This is a genomic window from Pseudoalteromonas sp. SG43-6 (assembly GCF_014164365.1).
Lineage (GTDB): Bacteria > Pseudomonadota > Gammaproteobacteria > Enterobacterales > Alteromonadaceae > Pseudoalteromonas > Pseudoalteromonas rhizosphaerae.
In genome coordinates this window covers 60,454-80,738 of sequence record NZ_JACJEZ010000010.1, presented here as the reverse complement: position 1 = coordinate 80,738, position 20,285 = coordinate 60,454, and the positions used below count along the sequence as shown (strand labels likewise).

Here is a 20,285-nt window from a genome sequence, read left to right as displayed (position 1 = left end):
ATACATAACTCTTAGCGCATCGACAAATTTTGTATAAAGACTGCTGTTAAGACAATTCCCCGTGATCACACCCGAAATTGAATTAATGATGAGTAATTTACAGCATGGATGCTGTTAAAAAGCGTAGCTTGGCCACGGATGGCCTATCTACGCTGGTTACCTTCATATCATTAATTTAGATTGAGGGAACAGTGTGATCCTCGGGGCGCCGTGGGGTTCCAAGGGGCGTACGGCGCTATGCGCCCCTTGGTTGCCGTCGCCAACGCGATATAACTAAAAATTTGTAATTAAAAACCAAAGTCGGATACAAACTCCCGCCTACAATTTAAAAGCTGCGCTTTTCGCGTCAGCAAGCTTAACGCCTACGGTCAACCTAAACGATGCTGTTAATAAATCCCCCGTCATTTTGCCCGAAAAGCTCAATTGATGAGTAATTAATTGCATGGAAGCAATTAAAGCCGTGACTTCGCCATGGACGGCGAATACACGGCGTTTACGTTCATATCAATTGAGGTTTTGAGTAAACTGCAAAATGCTCGGGGCGCCGAGAGATTCCAAAGAGAAGTCGGCGGTTACTTCTCTTTGGTTGTCGTCGCCAAAGCCGGCTATACACGCTCGCCTACAATTTAAAAGCTGCGCTTTTTGCGTCAGCAAGCTTAACGCCTACGGTAAGCTTAAACGCCGCTGTTAATAAATCCCCCGTCATTTTGCCCGAAAAACCTCAATTGATGAGTAATTGATTGCATGGATGCAATTAAAGCCGTGACTGGCGCATGGATGTGCCTTACACGGCGTTTACGTTCATATCAATTTAGGCTTTGAGGAAAGTGCAAAATGCTCGGGGCGCCGTGGGGTTCCAAGGGGCGTACGGCGTTATACGCCCCTTGGTTGCCGTCGCCAACGCGACATGTATAAATAAAAGCGACGAGCACCGAGTTACGGGCATCGAGCTTAGATATTAAAAGCTGCGCTTTTCGCGTCAGCAAGCTTAACGTCTACGGTCAACCTAAACGATGCTGTTAAGAAAACTCCCCCGTTACTTTGCCTGAAAAGACTCAATTGATGAGTAATTGATTGCATGGCGGAATTTTATTCCCGACAAATTCTAAGTTTCTAAATCCCTTTAGCCAGTACAAAGTGTAAGCCATGAGATTATAAAGTAACAAGTGTTAATAAAAAGTTGACATTGATGTTGTTTGGTCTAAATTTTAACCAGTCATTAAGTTTGTTGAAAAGGAATTTCTGATGAAGCTTTTATTATTTATTGTTTTATGTTCTCTTTTATGTGCTTGCACTGCAAGCACCGGTGATATCTCCATTTATTCCGTCGGTTCAGATAAAAACCTTACCTCTCCTCTTGTTACTGCCAAAGAATTGTATAGTGCTGACGGTATGATATATAAAACTGATGAAGCTCATGCTTTAAGCGGCGATGATACTTTTAGTATTTATTTAACGGATACCTATCTAAGATACCTACCAGATATTGGCGGAGATAATGAAGTTTTGATTGTCGCTGAATTTGAAGAAGTTGTAACAGGAACATCAAGCGATACTATTACCAAAATATTAGGCCCGTATGATTCAATTGCAGATGCTACGAAAGCTCCATTTTTCCATAAAGCGCTATATGGTCCTAAACGAATGGAGAGTGACTTATTAAGTCTCAAATTAAAAATCTATGAGTACGATTTAGATGAAAATGATAAAGCCGGAAGTATTATTGATTTTATCGCAGCAGCAGGAGAGGCTCTAAGTCTATCAAACCCCGTAACCACAGAAGAAATAAAAGTAGCTAAAGAGATCGCAAAGTCTGTTACAGGTACAAATGATAATGACTTAGTATTCCAGCTAGATTTGGACTTTGTTGCAGGTAATTCGCTATATAGACATAGTGGTAACAATAATGTAAATGTTCTGCCTTTAAAAGCTGGTGAAATAGTGCTTATAAAGAAAGAAGTGTGTGCTATTGGGCGATGTTACGACTATTTCAGTAAAGAAGAAGGGATACGCAACCCTGTTGGTTACGCTACAGATATATTACTTTCTCCAATTACAGCAATGACAATTGGTTTAACTGATACACCCGCTGGGTCATCTTTATCAGATGTGGAGCCACAAACGCTTGAAGTGCGTAGCGAAGGGTTAGTTCATAAGTCAAAGTCAGATGAAAAGTCAGATGGAAGCACGGAGAAAGTTAATTATTTTACTGATAAAACTTGGCTTAGATTATCTATTCTCAAAGGTGGGGACCCAGAGCTATGGGAAAAGCGAAAACTACTTTACCCAATAGAGGCTGAAATAAATGGGTTACTAAAAAGCTCTACTGGTATTAAAAGTGATAACCTTACTGCACCTATCGCTTCTTTAAATAAGGCTAAAAACCAATTAGCAGCAATGAAGCAAAATGGTATAAAACTCGTTTCAAATAACTCCTCAAACAACACGCAGTATATTTTAAAAGGCTCAACTAGTGGGGCTATTTGCTTAGATATTCCTACACGATTTAAATTGACACAAGCATTGCCTTTGTTTGATGGAAGCCCACAAGAGGAATTACCATCGTACAATAAGTATAGATGTTACAAATTGATGCCATCAGTGAAAGCTCAACCCTTTAAAAAGGGTACTTTGTATTTTCAAATAAACTATACAGATAATGATGTTTTAAAATCGCACATAGCAACAGTGGAAGTGGTAGATGAATTTCCGAAATGATATACCTCTTATTTCTGAATACTATCGAGCTTTAACCATCAAATTTGAAAAGCGCTGTATTTTCACAATCACCACACACTAATGAGTAGAGATCTTTGCGTTTACTCACTTTGGTATTGGCGCTGGTACATTGCGGGCAAGACGTTTTCATTGGTGTATTGGTATCGCACTCCCCACATGTAACAAAGTAGCCGTAGCGGCCTGAGCGCGCTTTAAGCGTCTTGCTATTACTGCACTGTTTACATTGTAAATTTACTTCATTGACAACATTTGGTTGCTCTTCTTTAATTGTTGGAACAATAGATCTTGGTGCAAGAGCTGTTGATTCATTTTGATAAATCGGGCTTGGCTCGTTGAGGCTTGTTGCTAACGCATCAGGTTTTAACTGTGTGGCAGGAGTAATATTTTGCTCCAAAAGAAACTGACAGATCCTAGCTAAGCTTTCTTCACTAAACCATGGGCGAGTATTGGTTGAGAAAAAGTGCAGGGCATTTGGTATTGATGTCGGTAGCTTCATTATGTCTAAAAGTTTATCCGCTATAAACTCTGATTTAACGAGTCGCTCTTCAAGCGTTTTTGGCGTGTTATCTCGATTAATTATGGCATTACTCGATATTGCGCAGATGCTATACCATTCACGGCCACCAAAATTTTGCTGTATTTTACCAAACATCTTTGGCAGGAGTTGAGGAGCATTGTCTCTTACTAAACTTTTTAGTAATGCCAATTGTAGCTCAACTTGTTTGATAGGTGACGGCATGCCTTGCCATTGCCCACGGTAGCTGCGACTCCATTCTTGATGTTGGTTTATTGCAACTTCACCGGTAATACTTTTTGATTCAATAAGAATAAACCCGTAGGTATAAACAATAAGGTGGTCTATCTGTGCGCTTTCGCCGTTGTGTTTAAACTTTACATCATTAAACACAAATACTTGAGGGTGGTCTTTAAATGCGCGCCGTAAGTAAAAGGCCACGTCTAGCTCTTGCTTTTGGCCTGCTTTTAATTTTGCTGAGTTGGTTGTGACGAGCGTTTTATCTTTTAAAATCATGCGGAGTCCTTTCAGTCATGTATTTGTATAGAATAACATTGAAGTACCTAATAAAAATACTGCTCTGATTAATTTGATTTTAAATATTCAGCAAATTTAACACTGAAGATCACAGTATGCTTTTTCGCGTCAGCAAGCTTAACGCCTACGGCAAAATTACACACTACTGTGAAGACAGTTCCCCCGTGATCACACCTGAAATTGAATTAATGATGAGTAATAACAGCGCATGGATGCGCGTTAAGCTGTGACTTCGCCATGGACGGCGAATACACAGCATTTACGTTCATATCATTAATTTAAATTGAGGAAATAGTGTGATCCTCTGGGCGCCGTGGGGTTCCAAGGGGCGTACGGCGTTATGCGCCCCTTGGTTGCCGTCGCCAACGCGACATTAACCATCAAATTTGCAATTAAAAACCAGACCGCGAGATATACTCGCCTACAATTTAAAAGCTGCGCTTTTCGCTTCAACAAGCTAAGCGTATTAAGATTATGGAGTAATTGCATATATTGTATGGGTATTGCTGCACATAAAAAAAACAGACACCATCAAAATAGGAACATATTTAATTTAAAGGATATAAATGAAAATAATCTACCTCTCTTTTTTAGCTCTATGCTCGCTTCATGTAAATGCAGCTATTTTAGATTGCGACTTACAGGGTAAAGATCGCACTATTTATCAATTAGTAAAGCCAATAGCACCCTTCGATAGCTGTAAAAAAGCCGTTGATAATGAAGGCAATATCGTGGGCTATAAATTAAAGAAAGAGGGTTCTTATATTGATATTTCATTTGAAGATGAAAACTTCACACATGAAGATCACTTCTTTGTTTCAGGTAATAAATTGACAGTGAAAGAACTCCTTTTATCTATATATATACCTCAAGGTGAATCTGAAAACGAATATATAAAAGCCCAAAGAAAGAACCTTTTAAAATCAACTACTAGTGGTATTAAATATGATAAAGGTGGGGTTTACTTCTTTGATTTAGAAATAAAAAATTCGGCTTACAAAAACTATGTTGCTTATATTGAAGAAGGTAAACCTAACGAGTTTATTGGTATAGGAACCGACGGAAGCAAAGAATTGCTGATAAAAATAATGTTTAACAAAGGAATGGATGATATCTAAAAAATATGAAGGTATTGATGACAAGGACGTAAAAAAGATCTTTTAGTAAAGGCACAGCTAGCCAAATAGAGATTAACGATAAAGTGATTGAGTTAGTTTGGGAAATGTTAGCTTCATCAAAAGAATGTACTAAGGCCATGCACTTTGTTCCAAGACCACAAGGATTAGCGGCATCTCCTATGTATGTCGCTAAATAACTAGCCCAAATAGCGTATAGAGTATCTGCTGATAAAGATGATTCTGTTTACCACGTATGTAAAGTGTTTTCTGCAAGAGGTTATGCTACAAAAATTAAATTAGCAGGCATGGGTTTGTAAAATTTAATTAAAAACCAAAGCGCGAGATACACTCCCGCTACAATTCAAAAACTTCGCTTTTCGCGTCAGCAAGCTTAACGCCTACGGTGCTAAAAGGAGCTAGGATTTGCTCGTAGCTCGTAGCTCGTAGCTCGAAGCCCGTCGCTCGAAGCACTTTTTATCTTCTCTGTGTAGCGCCGCGCCTCGGTGAGCTCGGTGGTAAAATTGGTTTTAAAACAATCATAGATTAAGGCAAAGGCGCTAGGTTTTAGGGTAGTGACTAGGAGCTAGGATTAATCCGTAGCCCGTTTTTTCAACTTGTCAGTTTTACTCTATAAACTAGTCAATTAAAATTTACTTATGGGTTTTAATTTAATTACAAGTATTCATAAGTTAAATGCATTTTACTTATGGTCTTGTTGATTAATTATTTAGTCTAAAAGTAAAGTATCGTTGACTTTTTCTTAAGGTATTCTAGAATTGGTTGTATAAGTAAACTATAGTTGACCATAAATGAGCGATTCCTCCGTCAAAAAAACACTCGGAAGAGTTGTTAAGCGTACTGAAATGCCTGAGCTTTCTAAGCCATTTTCACCCATGCAGCTGGCTAAAGCCATTACTGCAAAGCGAACTGGTATGAAGCTGACATTAGTGGATGTATCACAAGCGCTTGCTATTTCTAAGCCTACGCTAATAAAAATAGAAAAAGGTGATGTAACTGTGCAACTGCATAATGTACTAAAAGTTATGGAGTATTTAGGGTTGTCGTTCAGCCTTGTCAGTGATGATATAGCTCATAGCAATGATGAGGTGAGTGATGAACAGTGGTACTAACACCAATCGTCTAGATGTGTTTATCGGTCAATCGCAAAAAGTGGCTGAGATAACGCTGGCAATAGGCTCTGAAAATGAGATTTCATTTACTTATGAGGCTAAATGGATCAACGAGGGTTTTGCAGTTTCACCACATTTGCCACTCAATGGCGATTTTGACTCTCGTGCAGTACGTAATTATTTGCAAAATTTATTACCTGAGGGGAAAGGCCTTGAAGAGATCATCAGTAGCACGACCATTTCTAAGAATACATACTCAAACTACCTCTAGATACGAGTTTCAGTTGGAATTAAAAGCGATTTAGGCAAGGCATTGATTGCAAGTAATAGTGGTTCTATTGTTAAAATCAATAACGCAGTATAAATTGCTTTTAAACCAACCCGCTGGGCGTTTCACTGGCACTTACTCTCAGCGTTGTTACTTCTTAAAAGGGACTGCCATTCTTGCAAAGTAACGCCTTGATATTAAGCTCCTGTGAAACGCTGAATTCTGCATCTTGAGGTGGTTTGAGTATACCCTTGGTTTAATTAAAGTGATTGGCGAGGAGACATCAGGTGCTTTATCGTTTAGAGCAAGTAATTGTGCAGTAAAGCAAACCTCCTTTCGTGAAGTAACGAATCACCAATTGAGTCAAAAGTTGAACCGTTTTAAGCAAGCGGGCGAGCCTATTACATTATGGGACGGGCGAACGAGGCTCTCTGTCGCTGGGGTTCAAGATAAGCTTAACTTACTCGAAATCGACGGCAGGCTGGGGTTTGGTGAAGGCGAATTATGCTCTAATAAAATATTTAAGTTTGAAACGGGCGCTGCGCCTTTCATTGCCGTAAATGAGTTATTTACTATGTTGCTGGCAAGAGGCGCAGGGCTTGATGTGCCTGACGTTGAATTGCGTAGCTATGGTGAAATGCGGGCCTTTGTTATCGATCGTTTTGATAGGCGAATGGTTGTCGGAAACTTCTAATTGAAAGTCTTGCTGCTAGCGTAAAAAATGCTACGCTATCCCTAATTTAACGACAGTGATTTATTATGATTAAAAGGATTTTATTGGCTATCTGCGTGATTTCAACCAATAGCACATTGGCCGCAGAGCAGTATTCGCAATCACGGTGTGATGCTATTAAAGCCGAGCGAGAAAAAGTTCAGGATAGAATGAGGGCAGGATATAAGGCAGCTGAAGGTGAGCGTTTACGCAGGCGCTCAACTGAGTTGTTTGAAATATTAGGTCGTCACTGCATAAGCCCAACTAATTGGAGGAGCCACAGTTCAGGTTCACGAACTTATACTCGCTCATCTGCGAATGATTTATTAACTAAAAAAGTTCATGACTCAACGGTCTATAGTAAAACATACGACAGTGATAGCAAGCGACTCGCGTGGAGTAGCTTTTACCAATATCCTGAGCGCTGCCGTGCTAAAGAAATGCAACAAACTGACTTTGTTTGGTGCAGTGAAAATCGAGCTGAGCAGCGTGCAAAATTTGAAGCCCAGTGGCAAGCACCAAGCAAAGCAAGCGCGAATGTTAAACAGCCAACGGTTGTTTTATCTCAACAAAACGCTACTGCAATAGCCACAATTACACATTCGATGACGCTAACCCCAGTGTCAAAAGCTGATACCCGTTTGAATACAGTTGCTTTGGAAAAAGAAGGCTACAACTACAAAGTTTGGCAATTAGTGGCTGTTGGTTGTCTTGCCTTTATGGGAGTTTTTGGCGCTTACCGCTGGTTTAAAGATTAAGTGCAAACAAGTCGCTCTAAGTAAACGCCGGGTTAGGTTAGGCTTATTGTCACGTAAAGTATGAACTACGGGTTAACTCGTTACTGTAGTTTGGCTTGGGGCTGATAATCACCTTGCTCTAAACCTTTAAAGTAAGATTGGTAACGGCCGTTGTGCTTAAACTGTGATAAGTACTGATTAAAGGTGTTGAGCAGTTTTTCACTTTCGCTGTTATTTTTTGGAAATAGTAAGAAGCTTTTATTAATTAACAGGGGTTTGGGGTGGTGGCTAATAACATTAACAAGATCGGGCAGTTGGTGTTTGAGGGTAAAGTAGCCAACACTTTGCTCTTCAGCAAAGGCGTCGATACGCCCTAGTGCTAAACGGCGAAAGTTTTGCTCGGTATTACCTACCCGCGACATTTCAAAAGAGCCTTCGGCAAGGGCTTTATCAAACTCTGGGCCATAACTATAGCCAAGCCCACCACCGAGTAATAGGCCTTTTAAATCTGCAATATTTTGCCAATCAAAATGGCGCTGCTTTTGATAAAAAAACACAAATCGTTCACTGAGTACCGGTTCGCTATATAAGTAAGCAGTTGCTCTTTCGTCACTGAACATCCATACCGCAGTAGCGGCATATTTGTTATTTTCGGTATCGTGATATGCACGTGACCAAGGTAAAAATGTAAAGTTAACGGTAATGCCTGCTTCCGCAAATATATCGCGAATTAAATGCGCTACTACACCTTGGTAGGGCAGCGATTCACTGAGAAAAGGCGGCCATTCACCTGCGCTAAGTTGAATTGTCGTTGAGTCAATACTTTGCGCTGTCGGTACTGCTTTACTGGCGTTACTTACACACAACAGTAGTAACAGACTAGCGTTGCATATATTACGTAATCGTTTAGCTGTTCGCATTGTGTAATTTAGCATTTATGATCATGGTAAAAAATCTGTATTGGTTATAAATTCTTCATTTATGATACTACAGTAGCGATCACGCAAAAGCGAATTAGTTCATAAAGTTATGCTGGGGTTATATGAGTTATCTGATGAGTGAAACCTATCTGGTTGTGGTGTGAGGCGACGTTTAATTGAGTCCCATATCAAATTAGGGCAGTTAGAAGTTTACCCTAATTTTGAATATAACTGCCACTATAAATATTATTTAGTGGGCCCTAAGGAGCATTTTAATTGGCCAAAGGTAATCGCTTTTCAAGCTTGGTTATTATCTAGATTTCAGCAAGATGATGACGCACTTAAACAATGTTTAAAGTAACATAGCGTTGAGATTGACTAACTTTCTAACTTCATAACTTTCTTTAACTGGCTATCTAACACATTTAAATTAAAAGGTTTTACAATAAAGCCTGACACTTTCGCGGCGATAATTTCTTTGATTGCTGTGGAGCTGTCTTCGCAGGTGATCATTAACACCGGGATTTCGGCTAACTCTTGGTCATCACGAATACGATTGAGTAAAGTTTTGCCATCCATTTTTGGCATATGCAAGTCGGTGATAACTAAATCATAGCCTTGGTTTTGTAATAAACTTAATGCTTGTATTCCATCAGTCGCTTCAACAATATCGTGATAATTTAGTTTTCTTAACATATTTATTAATACATGGCGCATCAAAGGCATATCGTCAACGACGAGGATTTTCATAAAGTTAAATTGTCCATAATATGCAAATTACCTTAAGGTTAGTTAACAAAGTCTTACTCTGCCACAAAACACTGGGCAACTAGCTGACTAAGTCGCGCTATTTTTATATTGCTAAGTTGGCGGTAATCAAAGTATGGACACACAATCAACTTGTTTACTTTATCGATAGCAAATTCTTCATCTAACCACTGTAATTGGCACTGTAAGTGTCCTTGCTGCAGCAGCGCTTTAGCATATGTGCGTCCGGCAATAATATGCAAGGTATTATTGTTATTTAAAACCGGAGGGCTAAAAAGTAAGGCAGTTTGACTATTAAGCTGCAGCAGTTGTTCATCACGATAGTGTTGCCAAGTCGGGGCGAGTTTGGCGAATTGGTAATACTCGCTAGGCAGTGCAAATAACACTTTAGCATATACATTAAATACTTTACGCCAGCCATTACCACAGGCTTGGTTGATGCTGGCAATTTGTCCATCCACACATGACGTCACTGTACTTAGGTTGGTGTACTGTGGCATCGGTGGTACATTCGCTATATACACAGCGACTGTAAAAGCTGGGTCACCAAAGCCTATATTACTTGCAGCCTTACTCATTTATTTTTAGCTAGAATGCGGTCTAGATTATTAGCAAAGTTTTGACGATCACTTAGGCTAAGCGGTGGCGGTCCGCCGTTCATTTCAACGCCACTTGAACGCATAGTATCCATAAAATCGCGCACATTTAGTAACGAGCGAATATTTTCACTGGTATACAGTTCGCCGCGAGGATTTAGCGCTTGGCCGCCATTATCGATTACTTCGGATGCTAGCGGAATATCACCGGTGATCACTAGATCATTGGCTGCAATACGTTTGACGATTTCGTCATCAGCCACATCAAACCCTGATGAGACCTGCAACCGGCTAATGTATTTTGAAGGCGGAATACGCATTGCATGATTAGCGACTAAAATTGTTTCAGTTTGCGTACGCTCTGCGGCACGAAACAAAATTTCTTTGATCACCACTGGACAGGCGTCAGCATCAACCCATATCTTCATTGTTAACTTCTAATAGTTAGTAAAAAAATGATCCTAACCTAAGGCTTTTAGAACAACTAGTATTAAGTGAACTTTTTATGCTTTACTGCGTTGGTGGCCTAATTAACTATCAAGGAATCAACGATGAAAAATCAATTATTTATCACTCTTACTCTGTTCGTCAGTAGTTTACTGCTTGGCTGTACTGGCATGCCCGATAAGGTTGCACCAGTGAGTCCTTTTTCCATCGAACAGTACCAAGGTAAGTGGTATGAAATAGCCCGATTAGATCACTCTTTTGAGCGTGGTTTAGATAATATAACAGCGGATTATACAATTAACGATGATGGCTCTGTAACTGTGCTAAACCGTGGTTTTAATAGCGAGGAAAACAAATGGAGTGAGGCTCAAGGTACTGCGAAATTTGTTGATAGCAATAATGTTGGTCATTTAAAAGTATCGTTTTTTGGTCCTTTTTACAGCTCTTATATTGTATTTAAGTTAGACCAACAAAATTACCAATATGCGTACGTATCTGGCTACAATAACGATTATTTGTGGCTATTATCGCGTACCCCCACTGTGAGTGAGCAACGCTTAGCTGACTTTAAAGTGCTTGCGCAGCAAAAAGGCTTTGATACAGACAACCTGATAATGGTTAAACAGAACAGTACACCATGACTGTAAATCCCCTTTACAGTGATAGAGAATAGCTATGTAGGGCGGCTTGTGTAACTTTGACTTTGCTACGACTACACAGTAATAGGTTTTATTTTTTTATATTAAAAAGTAATTACTAGGTAATAAATATGACACATTAGAGGGATATCATATTCCGCATAGATTGATTGGCAATAGCTTCAATCAAGCTATTTGTAACATGAGTATCCCCCTACTATTTATAACCAAATCATTTGGATATAGGCAAACTAAGTTAGTTTGCCTTTTTTTTTGCTCAGATCATATTTTTACTAACTAAGCTTAAAAAACTGTTAAAAACAGCCCACTGAGCATTACAACGGTGATATTTAAAGCACTCATTATTTTTACCCAAGATGCTTTGAAGCTATAAAAAATCATTAATATTAAGACACTTAGCGCCATGTAACCACAAAATAGTAAAGCGCCGTAGCCGTTATGTTGTACAACACTCAGTACTAAGCTTAGTAAAATACTGATCCAAGCAGCGATCAAAAACTGTTTACTGAGTTTGTCGCTAGGGCGGGTTTTAAATACATCACGGTAATGATTAAATTTAGCCAAAGCAAAACAATTAAATGCCAGTAAACATAGGCTCAATTGCAGTAATTCATGCATTATGGTTGCTCCTGTAACTTAGTTTTTGCTGAACGGCGCGCCCGTTGTTGCGGTGTTTTAGCCGGAGTGTGAGTTGGTATTTTTTTGGCCTGAATTACAAATAAGGCTGCAAATATTAAGCACATTAAATCAAAACTAAACAACGCCCATTGGCCGTTTAGCAAGTAGCTTATTAGATTGCCATTGGTGGTAAGAGCATTAATAACAGGCACGCTGAGACAGGCGATACCGTTTATCCACGCGAGTAAAATCCACTGCGGCCTTGCGCGTTTAAATAGCGCAAACAAAGCAACGGCTAGCCAAGTCACAAAGAATGCAAGTATTTCTTTATCAGCGCGCTCAGGGGTTGTCATAGGCAGTAACCGGTTGGCAATAAAAAATGCGCAGGTTGCAAGTGGTAAGCCCATTAATGTGGCAAGGTTTAACCCTTCTACCAACTTTAAGCCAATTGTAGCGGGTTGGTCTTTTTTCATGCGTTCGCGAATACGCTTAGCCCACATAATACAGCCAGTTGCTATCATTACACAGCCAGCTACGCCGCATAAAAAGTATAACCAGCGTAATAATGGGTTAGCTAAACGGCCTGTGTGTAGGGCTGTTAGCGAGTCATAGAACACTTCTGTATTGGTTAATTGGGCAGCAGTTTTAGCTATTAAGCTGCCATCTACACCGTTAAATAATAAGGTGGGTGTTTGGTCGCGAACTAGGCTACCGGTGTCTGCACGGACTGTAATTGTGGCTGAGGCTTTATTTGGATCACGAATTGATATTTGTGTTAAGTCAGCATCAGGCCAGTTAGTATAAACTTGATCTAAAATAGTATCGATGGCTATTAATGGGGCGCTATCTGGGCTAGTTTTGGTGCGCACATTAGTGGGTGACACATCGTTAAATAAACCACGAATACCATCTTCGTATGCGGTCATTGCTGGATAGGGGAATAACATAAATATTAGCGTGATTAGGCCTGTATAAGTGATCATAATATGAAAAGGTAACGCCAATACAGACGATACATTATGGCCATCTAACCAACTGCGGCTGCCTTTATTGGCACGAAAGCTAAACATATCTTTAAAAATACGTTTGTGGATCACCACCCCAGATATCAGCGCTACCAACATAAATAAGCTCGCAAAGCAGACAATCCATCGGGCTGTGCGTACATCAATATAATGTAGGTCAAAATGCAGTCGGTAAAAAAAGTTACCACCTCTGGTGTCTCTTGTTTGTGCTATTTCGTCGCCTGTTTGTGGGTTGATATTGTGCTCTTGCCAACCACCAAAACGCTTCCCTTCAGGACGAGGCTTTTCATAAGCATAGTTAAGCTGCGGTTTTCGCTCTGTGGGCAAGTAAATTCCCCAACGCGTAGACTCCGAGCCTGCATTTTGTAGGTAATTAATACCACTGATAATTTGGCTACGCTGTTGCGCTACACGCTGTTCAGGCGCTTGTACATTGTGCAGCGCTGGTTGATTCCATAGCGTTATTTCGTCCCGAAAAAAACTCACCGTACCAGCAAAAAATATTAAATAGAGTAGCCAGCATACTAATAATCCAACCCAAGTATGCATCCAGGTCATGGAGCGGAAAAAACTCTCTTTCATAGCCAACCCTTTAGTAATGATAAGATCAGAGCACACCCTGAAGTAGTTAGTAAAATAGTGATCCATATTTTAGATAGTGACTTAACTGCAAACACCCAAATAAACACGCAGCTGTACACTAAAATAGTCAGGCTGATACTAAGCAGTACAGCATCTGATTTTTTCAGCGGTAAAATAATACTCAGTAACGCGGTAAACACGGCAGTAAAGGTATAACCACCAACAATGGCGGCAAAAAAGCGTGAGATAACAGCAAAACGGTAAGCATGGGCTTGATAAGCTTGGCTTAATTTAGATCTTATAGAGAGTGTTTGGCTGTTTTTGACAGATTGAGCGTGCATGATGATCCCTCAAAGTCCCAAATGGGGGCGAATAAAGAGGGTATTATATATTCTAGATACAGAAAAGATAGTGATTCGTATTTTCTTTGTTGTTTGTTCGGGTGATAGCGCAATAATACTCAGTATATTTACTTAGTAAAATGATGATCTGCTTTTATCATTTGCTGTTTTAATTGAAAAGTTCGCAAATTTTTCAACTGCTTGTATGCTTAGTGATTGGAAGGCTATAAGCCGTTACATTAATTTTTTAGGGAGTACTATGTCAGCACACAAAAAACTTAATTATGTTGAATTTGCCGCAGCAGATTTAATCGCCACTAAGGCATTTTTTAGTGCGGTTTTTGATTGGCAGTTTATTGATTATGGCCCTGAATATACGTCATTTAGTGCTGATACTGCTGGGCTTGATGGCGGTTTTTATCAAGCACCACTTAGCTCATTAACGCAACATGGTGCAGCTTTGTTAGTATTTTATAGCGAGGATATTGCGCAAACACAGGCTAAAGTAGAGCAACATGGCGGGAGTATTATAAAACCAATTTTTGATTTTCCAGGGGGCTGCCGATTCCATTTTACCGAGCCCAGTGGCAATGAATTTGCAGTGTGGTCAGAACATAATTGAACGCAAAAATAGATCATTATTTTACTAACTCAAGGAAAAAAATTGAATGACAGATTTGAGTTGCGAAGAAATTAAAGCATTTGTACCAGCAAAAGATTTTGCGCTTAGTTGTGCGTTTTATCAGCATATGGGCTTTCAAATCGCGTGGGAAACCCCAGATATGGCGTACTTTTACCACGGAGACTGTAGTTTTTTACTGCAAAATTTTTATAATCCAGAGCACGCTAAAAATTTTATGATGCACTTATTAGTTGCAGATGTGACAGCATGGCATGATAAATTAACAAGTGCGGGGTTGGCGCAAAAATATAATATAAAAATTACTGAGCCAAGCTTGCAAGCGTGGCAAATGATTGATTTTGTTATTTATGATCCAAGTGGTGTGCTGTGGCGAATAGGGCAAAGTAGTGATGATGGCTAGCACCTTGTTAAAGCAAGTTAGTCAATGCGTGATCTGTGAATCTGAGCTGGCGCTTGGGGCACGTCCGGTGCTGCAATTTAATCCCAGTGCGCGTATTTTAATTGCAGGGCAAGCGCCGGGGCTTAAAGTACACCAAAGTGGCATTCCATTTGATGATGCCAGTGGTAAGCGGCTGCGCGAGTGGTTAGGGCTTAAGCCATGCGATTTTTATGATGCAACTAAGGTTGCTATTTTGCCGATGGGCTTTTGTTACCCAGGTAAAGGTAAGTCAGGCGATTTAGCGCCGCGTAAAGAATGCGCACCTGCATGGCGTAAGCAGCTTTTAGCGGCACTGCCCAATATTAAGTTAACCATAGTGCTGGGTAAATATGCCCAAGCGTACCATTTACCACACACAAAACATTTACCCCTCACTGAGTTAGTAAAATCATGGCGTGAGTATTGGCCAGATGTTTTGCCATTGCCGCACCCGAGTCCGCGTAATAATATTTGGCTAACTAAAAACCCTTGGTTTGAGCGTGATGTGGTGCCACAGTTGGCGCAAACTATTCAAGCAATTTTGCAATGTGAGGATGATTAGTTTGATGATCAATACCCAATTTGAGCAGCATGGTTTTTTTCATGTAAAAGGTTTTTACACTGAACGTGAACTTGTGCATGAGCGCGAAGTGATCAATTGTTTTCATCAGCAATGGATCGCAGATAATCAACAGTTTTATCAAACCAAGGCGGTTAATAGTGCCTATTTAACTGCAAATACCTATTTAGATGAGGCCCAGCGCTTAGTATTATTTAAGTTTATTGCCAGCCATAAGTTAATGGCTCAAGTTGATTCGATACTTGAATCAGCGGCCTTTATGAATACCCAGTTGTTTTTTAACCCAGTTAATCCTGAACAAGAAAATTATTGGCATCGTGATATGCAGTACCATTTAAACTTAGCGGAGCAGCAAGCTGCGCTATCGGGTCCTGAAGTGATACATTGTCGAGTTGCGCTTGAGGATGAGCCAGGTATTGAGTTAGTACCAGGTACCCATCGACGTTGGGATACCCCTGATGAGCTGGCAACTCGGTTGGCGATTGATCACAACAACACCAGCGATGATTTAGCCACCGGCCATGTGATAGAAATGCAAGCAGGGGATTTATTAATTTTCTCGGCAAATATGATCCACCGTGGTTTATATGGTAAAGACCGCTTAGCGCTGGATATTCTTTTTGGTGAGCCACAGCCCCATGTACTGCATTTTGTTCAGGATATCTGTCTGCCTACTCCAGCGATGCTTTCGACATTAGAAGATGCCAGTGCCTTTGCGGTTACTTTGGCACACCAAGAATAACCGCGCTACATAGACCTGCCTAAAAACCACATGGGCTGCTGTAATAATCTCGAAAGATAAACAGGTCTGAGCTACATTTCGCTGTTACTTAACAGCGCCAGTAGTTGATCTTTAGACATTTGCCCAGCATCACCACTGCCGGCGAGTACTTTATCTGCGAGTGCTTGTTTATGTTCGTGCAATTGCAGGATTTTTTCTTCAATGGTATTTTGTGCTATCAGTCGGTACACAGTAACGGGGCGTGTTTGCCCTAGGCGATGCGCGCGATCTGATGCTTGTTGTTCAACCGCAGGATTCCACCACGGATCGAGATGCAGTACATAATCAGCAGCGGTTAAATTAAGCCCCGTGCCGCCTGCTTTTAAGCTGATCAAAAACAGTGGTGCATGACCTGCTTGAAATTTATCAACTTGTTGTTTGCGTTTGTTAGTACTCATGCTGCCGTCAAGATAACAATAATCGATGCCGCGTTTTTGTAAGCGCTTTTCAACCAGTTTTAACACATCGACAAATTGGCTGAAGATCAGCGCTTGGTGGTTGTTTTCTAGTAATTCTTCAATAATCGCTTCTGCAGTGTCGAGTTTACTAGATGGCAACTTACTATTTTCCAGTAACAACTGCGGGGCAATACAAGCGCGGCGTAATTTAGTTAATGACGCCAAGATAGTAATGTATTGGCTATCTTCCTGATTTGCTTGTTCAAGTGCGTTTAAACGAGTTGCTTCGTACAGTGCTTGCTCTTTTTCACTTAATGCGAAGGTTAAGTTTATTTCGGTTTTTTCTGGTAACTCGGTCAATACCGTTTGTTTGGTTCGACGCAGGATAAATGGAGCAATGAGGGTTTTCAGGGTATCGGCTTGTTGTTGGTTTTTATCGGCGTTACCAAAGCGCTTTTTAAATACTGGCAGGGTATGTAAAAAGCCTGGCATTAAAAAGTTAAACAAGCTCCACAGTTCACCTAAATGATTTTCGATTGGTGTGCCTGATAGGGCAATTTTAAATTGACCATTGAGTGCAAATGCGGCTTTAGCTCTTAAACTCAAGGGGTTTTTAATTGCCTGTGCTTCGTCAAAGACAATATTAGCAAAAGAAAATTGCGCCAGTTGTTCACCAATTAGTGGCAGTAAACCATAACTGACGATCACTAAATCGTGTTTACCAGCCGTTGCCAGAATATCAGCGCATGCAGTGGCGTTTTCAATGATTTTTACATGCAAAGCCGGCGCGAATCGCTCGGTTTCAACTTGCCAGTTATGACACACAGATTTTGGCGCAACCACTACACTGGCACCTAAACTACTGCGCATTTGTAACACGGTTAAGGTTTGTAAGGTTTTACCCAGCCCCATGTCATCGGCTAAACAAGCATTGAGTCCCCAGTTGGCCAGTTGCATTAGCCATTTAACCCCGACTACTTGATAGTCTCGTAAAATATGGACTAAATGTGCAGGTAAGGTAGGGTCGATAGTTTGCTCAAATTTAGCTAAACGCGTTTTCCAGCTGTCACCAAATGTGACATCACCTAAGTCGGCAATGCTTTGGTGTAAAGGCAATGCACGCGCGTTGGCAATCCGTAGTTCATCACTTGGGTTGTGCTTATCAATATTTTGCATCCCTTCTAAGCGATTTAATAAGTTAGTTAAACGCTGATCCAATAATAATGAATTGCCTTCCGAAAACTCTAAAATGCTGCCACGGCGCGGGGCTTTAAGCAGGGTTTGTAATTCGTATATTTGGCCGCTAGGGAGTGAGATTTTACCACTGACGCTTAACCAATCGTTATCATCATTTAAGTTAAGAGAAAGGTGCTGGCTTTTGGCAACTCTCATGCCTTGGCTCGTTTCGTCCCAACTTAATACCAGAGACTGTGCTTTTTGCGCAGCTTCAAGTAACTCAATTGCTTGGCTAATATCTTCAGGTAAATAAAACTGCTGTTGAATTTGATTATGTTGCGGTGATTGCCGATCAGCAAATAATCCGGCCATATTTTTCAGTAAATTTCTAAACGCTTTTTGCTCTGCTTTTAAATCACGTTTAATAACAATGCTGTCGGTTTGATCATCATCAGTATGTGCGAGTGTCAAAGCACCAATGCCGGGCTCAACCCAAGGGCCATCTACGCCATTTGGCATGGCATAAAAGTTAATGTTGATACCTAATTGGGTAAGAGCGATCACTGCGGCAAATTCACACAAGCCTTGGCGTACGTTGTTGATATGAGCAAACTCGGTACGCTGGCTGCTAATATGATGCTCGTTAGCCAGTACTTGTAATGCGGCATTTAGTTGTGGCAGTTTTTCTTCGGTTAAATTATTGGGTTGTTGCTCAAATAATTGCAGTAATTTGAGCTGTTTGTCATCAATGGCGAATACTTGGTAACAATTAGCGTGACTGTGGATAAGTAAAAAGTCACAGTCCGGATCGCTGATACTCGGTTGCATTACCAGGCGATAGCAATCATTGCTGTCTTGTGCAATTTCAATGACAAACTCGCCTTTGATCAGCGTAAGTGGCTGTCCATTGTGATCTTCAAGCCCTTTAAACCCTATTAGTGCTTGTAATACCGCGGCCGTTGCATGTATTTCGTGATAACCAAATCCGGCATGGTTGTTGAGCACTTGTACTAAGTTATGATCGGCGCTGGTTAATGCATCTTGATACTGGTTATAAGCAAGTTCTTGGGCGTTTACTTTACGACCTTTGGTCCATTCGCCTTTGGCATTGAGTTGCTGTACTTTGGCTTGTATGAGCGGTAAATCTAAATGGGTTAAATCCAGTTGCCATACAATTCGTTGCTGCGCAGTGGGCGTATCAATTTGGCTAATATCATTAAGCCAACGCTGCCATTGTGGGACGCGGGTAAAGTGCTGTAATAAACCAGTATTGGGTAATGGTGTGTCATCGCTAAGCCAATTAACTAAGTGCTGGCATTGCTCAGCTAACCAGTGTTGATGCGCACTAATTGCGCTATTGAGCTGTTCTAACAGTTCAGTATCACCCCTTAGATGATTTACCTGTTCGTCTGTGGCGTTTTTAATAATTGCCAGTAATAAGCAAAATAATGGCGCTAATGCATTCGGGTTACCAAGTAGATGACTTAAGCTGTTGCTTAAACGATGGTTTTGATAGTTAGCTAAATCCTCTTCCAGCAAATAATCAATCGCTTGGCTTGGGTGGCTTAATTCCCCAAGATTTTTTTGATACCATTTTCGACAGGTATTTAGTTGTTTAATATCTGCAGCGGTTGTACTGATAAATAGGCATATAGTGTAAAGTAATCCGGTGATCTCGGTCGGATAGATGCCTTTGCCAAAGTTTTTTCTAAACGCTGTTAAAGCGCTTTTATACTGTATCAAAGCAATATCAATAAACTCACCCTTGATGGCATTGGTATTTGCTTCATAAAAAGTGGCTAAAACACGGTCTCTTTTATCATCTAACAATTCAGCAAAATTATCTTCTTGTAATAATATGGCTAAATTCTCATTCAGATAAATGCGTTTTCTCAGCTCTGTTGTTGGGAGCGCTTTGGCAATCAGAGTCGGCCATGCACGCTCACTGGTGAGGTTGAAAAATTGACCGCGGATAAAGTTATCCAAGCAAAGCTGTTGCCATTGCTCAGGAAGGCATTGCCACAGTTGCTCGCTGTATGGTGATTGCGCGAGCAAATTAACAAAAGCGCTATCAAGCTCAAGTGATAAATCACCAGGGAGCGGTTTTTTTCCGCTTTTTGCGCGGTCAAGATCATTAAATAGCAGGTGCAGAAAGTGCACGGCTTGATCGTGGTAATAATAGCTTTTTGTAGCTTCGGTTAAAAAAGCATGCAATAAAACTGGCTGATGTTTTATAGCATTAATAGCTACATAAGCAACTGCGCTAACTGATATACGAAAGTTTGGTCCGTAGGGGAGCTTCCAAATTAAATCTTTAGATTCGAGTTGTTTAGTGTATTTAGCGACTTCAGCTTGAGAAAACGAATAGCCATTTTTAATGTGACTATAAAGACGTTTAGTGAGCTGCTGGACAGAGTTCTCATAGCCATGCGATGAGCCACTTATTATCAGTGCAAGTAATACACACAGTTGTTTTTGGTCGTTATCAGTTGTGGCGGGCGAAAAAGTACTTAATGGCATAAAATCAATAATTAAAGTCGCTAATGATTGCAGCCAGTATAAGTTTCAGCTGGGGGAG

The 20,285-nt window shown here is 40.5% G+C and carries 20 protein-coding genes; 11 read left to right on the top strand and 9 right to left on the bottom strand.

Annotated features, from left to right (window positions below; genetic code table 11):
* Window positions 1–1,245 precede the first annotated feature (1,245 nt).
* The gene (locus H5201_RS06385) at window positions 1,246–2,718 is read left to right on the top strand and encodes a hypothetical protein (protein WP_182783990.1); all 1,473 of its coding nucleotides are present in this window, start codon (window positions 1,246–1,248) and stop codon (window positions 2,716–2,718) included.
* 31 nt (window positions 2,719–2,749) lie between these two features.
* On the opposite strand, the gene H5201_RS06380 is transcribed toward H5201_RS06385, so the two are convergent.
* Window positions 2,750–3,769 carry a nuclease-related domain-containing protein gene (locus tag H5201_RS06380; RefSeq protein ID WP_182783988.1) on the bottom strand — a complete coding sequence of 340 codons (1,020 nt, stop codon included), beginning with the start codon at window positions 3,767–3,769 and terminating at the stop codon, window positions 2,750–2,752.
* A gap of 587 nt (window positions 3,770–4,356) precedes the next feature.
* Between H5201_RS06380 and H5201_RS06375 the strand changes: the two genes are divergently transcribed.
* From H5201_RS06375 to H5201_RS06355, 5 genes are all read left to right on the top strand, one after another.
* Window positions 4,357–4,908 carry a hypothetical protein gene (locus tag H5201_RS06375; protein ID WP_182783986.1) on the top strand — a complete coding sequence of 184 codons (552 nt, stop codon included), beginning with the start codon at window positions 4,357–4,359 and terminating at the stop codon, window positions 4,906–4,908.
* Between the two features lie 809 nt (window positions 4,909–5,717).
* Window positions 5,718–6,038 carry a helix-turn-helix domain-containing protein gene (locus tag H5201_RS06370; RefSeq protein ID WP_145242858.1) on the top strand — a complete coding sequence of 107 codons (321 nt, stop codon included), beginning with the start codon at window positions 5,718–5,720 and terminating at the stop codon, window positions 6,036–6,038.
* Window positions 6,022–6,309 carry a HipA N-terminal domain-containing protein gene (locus H5201_RS06365; protein ID WP_259398490.1) on the top strand — a complete coding sequence of 96 codons (288 nt, stop codon included), beginning with the start codon at window positions 6,022–6,024 and terminating at the stop codon, window positions 6,307–6,309. The genes H5201_RS06370 and H5201_RS06365 overlap by 17 nt, the downstream gene beginning before the upstream one ends.
* A gap of 226 nt (window positions 6,310–6,535) precedes the next feature.
* Entirely contained in the window at window positions 6,536–7,000 is a 465-nt protein-coding gene (locus H5201_RS06360; protein ID WP_259399659.1) for a HipA domain-containing protein, read from the top strand.
* Between the two features lie 65 nt (window positions 7,001–7,065).
* Complete coding sequence (locus tag H5201_RS06355; protein WP_182783984.1) at window positions 7,066–7,776, top strand: hypothetical protein; 711 nt, start codon at window positions 7,066–7,068, stop codon at window positions 7,774–7,776.
* An 80-nt stretch (window positions 7,777–7,856) separates the two neighbouring features.
* Here H5201_RS06355 and H5201_RS06350 read toward each other — a convergent pair whose 3' ends face one another.
* From H5201_RS06350 to H5201_RS06335, 4 genes are all read right to left on the bottom strand, one after another.
* Window positions 7,857–8,690 (bottom strand): ABC transporter substrate-binding protein, encoded by an 834-nt coding sequence (locus H5201_RS06350; RefSeq protein ID WP_259398492.1) that lies wholly within the window; start codon window positions 8,688–8,690, stop codon window positions 7,857–7,859.
* Window positions 8,691–9,053: 363 nt separating this feature from the next.
* Window positions 9,054–9,425 carry a response regulator gene (locus H5201_RS06345; RefSeq protein ID WP_145239878.1) on the bottom strand — a complete coding sequence of 124 codons (372 nt, stop codon included), beginning with the start codon at window positions 9,423–9,425 and terminating at the stop codon, window positions 9,054–9,056.
* Between the two features lie 53 nt (window positions 9,426–9,478).
* Window positions 9,479–10,021 (bottom strand): DUF6942 family protein, encoded by a 543-nt coding sequence (locus tag H5201_RS06340; RefSeq protein ID WP_182739997.1) that lies wholly within the window; start codon window positions 10,019–10,021, stop codon window positions 9,479–9,481.
* Complete coding sequence (locus tag H5201_RS06335) at window positions 10,018–10,467, bottom strand: YaiI/YqxD family protein (RefSeq protein WP_182783982.1); 450 nt, start codon at window positions 10,465–10,467, stop codon at window positions 10,018–10,020. The genes H5201_RS06340 and H5201_RS06335 overlap by 4 nt, the downstream gene beginning before the upstream one ends.
* Window positions 10,468–10,590: 123 nt before the next feature.
* Here H5201_RS06335 and H5201_RS06330 point away from each other — a divergent pair, with 123 nt between their 5' ends.
* The gene (locus tag H5201_RS06330; protein ID WP_182718227.1) at window positions 10,591–11,127 is read left to right on the top strand and encodes a lipocalin family protein; all 537 of its coding nucleotides are present in this window, start codon (window positions 10,591–10,593) and stop codon (window positions 11,125–11,127) included.
* Between the two features lie 300 nt (window positions 11,128–11,427).
* Here H5201_RS06330 and H5201_RS06325 read toward each other — a convergent pair whose 3' ends face one another.
* From H5201_RS06325 to H5201_RS06315, 3 genes are read right to left on the bottom strand one after another with little or no spacing between them, the layout of a single operon-like run.
* A complete protein-coding gene (locus tag H5201_RS06325; protein ID WP_149981968.1) occupies window positions 11,428–11,763 on the bottom strand; it encodes a DUF3325 domain-containing protein in 336 nt (111 codons plus the stop codon).
* Window positions 11,763–13,370, bottom strand: a complete 1,608-nt coding sequence (locus H5201_RS06320) for a PepSY domain-containing protein (RefSeq protein ID WP_182767871.1) — start codon at window positions 13,368–13,370, stop codon at window positions 11,763–11,765. Before H5201_RS06320 ends, H5201_RS06325 begins: the two co-directional genes overlap by 1 nt.
* Window positions 13,367–13,711 (bottom strand): hypothetical protein, encoded by a 345-nt coding sequence (locus H5201_RS06315; protein WP_182739995.1) that lies wholly within the window; start codon window positions 13,709–13,711, stop codon window positions 13,367–13,369. Before H5201_RS06315 ends, H5201_RS06320 begins: the two co-directional genes overlap by 4 nt.
* Window positions 13,712–13,970: 259 nt before the next feature.
* Between H5201_RS06315 and H5201_RS06310 the strand changes: the two genes are divergently transcribed.
* The 4 genes from H5201_RS06310 to H5201_RS06295 are packed head-to-tail and all read left to right on the top strand — an operon-like array spanning window position 13,971 to window position 16,094.
* Window positions 13,971–14,333, top strand: coding sequence for a VOC family protein (locus H5201_RS06310; protein WP_182761730.1), 363 nt, complete (start codon window positions 13,971–13,973; stop codon window positions 14,331–14,333).
* 46 nt (window positions 14,334–14,379) lie between these two features.
* A complete protein-coding gene (locus H5201_RS06305) occupies window positions 14,380–14,754 on the top strand; it encodes a VOC family protein (protein ID WP_182718231.1) in 375 nt (124 codons plus the stop codon).
* Window positions 14,744–15,334: a uracil-DNA glycosylase family protein gene (locus H5201_RS06300; RefSeq protein WP_182767872.1), complete on the top strand. Its 591-nt coding sequence runs from the start codon at window positions 14,744–14,746 to the stop codon at window positions 15,332–15,334. The genes H5201_RS06305 and H5201_RS06300 overlap by 11 nt, the downstream gene beginning before the upstream one ends.
* Before the next feature lie 4 nt (window positions 15,335–15,338).
* A complete protein-coding gene (locus tag H5201_RS06295; RefSeq protein ID WP_182767873.1) occupies window positions 15,339–16,094 on the top strand; it encodes a phytanoyl-CoA dioxygenase family protein in 756 nt (251 codons plus the stop codon).
* Window positions 16,095–16,165: 71 nt separating this feature from the next.
* On the opposite strand, the gene H5201_RS06290 is transcribed toward H5201_RS06295, so the two are convergent.
* Complete coding sequence (locus tag H5201_RS06290; RefSeq protein WP_182783980.1) at window positions 16,166–20,227, bottom strand: DEAD/DEAH box helicase; 4,062 nt, start codon at window positions 20,225–20,227, stop codon at window positions 16,166–16,168.
* Between the last annotated feature and the right edge of the window lie 58 nt (window positions 20,228–20,285).

Excerpts from the sequence above, each read along its gene's own strand:
- H5201_RS06385 (WP_182783990.1), top strand. The coding sequence starts at position 1,246 with ATGAAGCTTTTATTATTTATTGTTTTATGTTCTCTTTTATGTGCTTGC.
- H5201_RS06380 (WP_182783988.1), bottom strand. The coding sequence starts at position 3,769 with ATGATTTTAAAAGATAAAACGCTCGTCACAACCAACTCAGCAAAATTA.
- H5201_RS06375 (WP_182783986.1), top strand. The coding sequence starts at position 4,357 with ATGAAAATAATCTACCTCTCTTTTTTAGCTCTATGCTCGCTTCATGTA.
- H5201_RS06370 (WP_145242858.1), top strand. The coding sequence starts at position 5,718 with ATGAGCGATTCCTCCGTCAAAAAAACACTCGGAAGAGTTGTTAAGCGT.
- H5201_RS06365 (WP_259398490.1), top strand. The coding sequence starts at position 6,022 with ATGAACAGTGGTACTAACACCAATCGTCTAGATGTGTTTATCGGTCAA.
- H5201_RS06355 (WP_182783984.1), top strand. The coding sequence starts at position 7,066 with ATGATTAAAAGGATTTTATTGGCTATCTGCGTGATTTCAACCAATAGC.
- H5201_RS06350 (WP_259398492.1), bottom strand. The coding sequence starts at position 8,690 with ATGCTAAATTACACAATGCGAACAGCTAAACGATTACGTAATATATGC.
- H5201_RS06345 (WP_145239878.1), bottom strand. The coding sequence starts at position 9,425 with ATGAAAATCCTCGTCGTTGACGATATGCCTTTGATGCGCCATGTATTA.
- H5201_RS06340 (WP_182739997.1), bottom strand. The coding sequence starts at position 10,021 with ATGAGTAAGGCTGCAAGTAATATAGGCTTTGGTGACCCAGCTTTTACA.
- H5201_RS06335 (WP_182783982.1), bottom strand. The coding sequence starts at position 10,467 with ATGAAGATATGGGTTGATGCTGACGCCTGTCCAGTGGTGATCAAAGAA.
- H5201_RS06330 (WP_182718227.1), top strand. The coding sequence starts at position 10,591 with ATGAAAAATCAATTATTTATCACTCTTACTCTGTTCGTCAGTAGTTTA.
- H5201_RS06325 (WP_149981968.1), bottom strand. The coding sequence starts at position 11,763 with ATGCATGAATTACTGCAATTGAGCCTATGTTTACTGGCATTTAATTGT.
- H5201_RS06320 (WP_182767871.1), bottom strand. The coding sequence starts at position 13,370 with ATGAAAGAGAGTTTTTTCCGCTCCATGACCTGGATGCATACTTGGGTT.
- H5201_RS06315 (WP_182739995.1), bottom strand. The coding sequence starts at position 13,711 with ATGCACGCTCAATCTGTCAAAAACAGCCAAACACTCTCTATAAGATCT.
- H5201_RS06310 (WP_182761730.1), top strand. The coding sequence starts at position 13,971 with ATGTCAGCACACAAAAAACTTAATTATGTTGAATTTGCCGCAGCAGAT.
- H5201_RS06305 (WP_182718231.1), top strand. The coding sequence starts at position 14,380 with ATGACAGATTTGAGTTGCGAAGAAATTAAAGCATTTGTACCAGCAAAA.
- H5201_RS06300 (WP_182767872.1), top strand. The coding sequence starts at position 14,744 with ATGATGGCTAGCACCTTGTTAAAGCAAGTTAGTCAATGCGTGATCTGT.
- H5201_RS06295 (WP_182767873.1), top strand. The coding sequence starts at position 15,339 with ATGATCAATACCCAATTTGAGCAGCATGGTTTTTTTCATGTAAAAGGT.
- H5201_RS06290 (WP_182783980.1), bottom strand. The coding sequence starts at position 20,227 with ATGCCATTAAGTACTTTTTCGCCCGCCACAACTGATAACGACCAAAAA.